At 46.3% G+C, this 566-nt stretch carries 1 protein-coding gene; it reads left to right on the plus strand.

The window, feature by feature from the left end; genetic code table 11:
• Nucleotides 1-35 precede the first annotated feature (35 nt).
• Nucleotides 36-566, plus strand: a 531-nt coding sequence (locus R7O13_RS29460) for an FHIPEP family type III secretion protein (RefSeq protein WP_318305539.1), incomplete at its 3' end; no start/stop codon positions are given.

The following is a 566-nucleotide window of genomic DNA, read 5'->3' on the forward strand; positions in this document are numbered from 1 at the left end:
CTGATTAACCCGCGTTTATCCAAGGACACGAAAGTATGCTTACTCGGTTAAAACAACTTCAAACCTCAACCAAAGGCTACATTGGCATCCCCATTGTTTTGCTGATGATTCTGGCGATGGTTATTTTGCCATTACCACCATTGCTATTGGATGCGCTGTTTACTTTTAACATCGTATTGGCGATCTTGGTATTGCTGGTCAGTACCACAGCAAAGCGGCCACTCGACTTTTCTGTTTTTCCAACCATTTTGTTGGTGGCAACCTTACTTCGCCTAACGCTGAACGTCGCCTCAACCCGAATCGTATTGCTAGAAGGCCATAATGGTGGCGATGCCGCTGGTAAAGTCATTCAAGCTTTCGGTGAAGTGGTGATCGGCGGCAACTACGTTGTCGGTATGGTGGTCTTCATCATCTTGATGATCATTAACTTTGTGGTTATCACCAAAGGTGGTGAACGTATTTCAGAAGTCTCCGCACGTTTTACATTGGATGCCCTGCCGGGTAAACAAATGGCGATCGATGCGGACTTAAACGCCGGTTTGATTGATCAAGAAACCGCTCGTCTG

The sequence above is a fragment of the Vibrio sp. Y176 genome, from assembly GCF_033438945.1.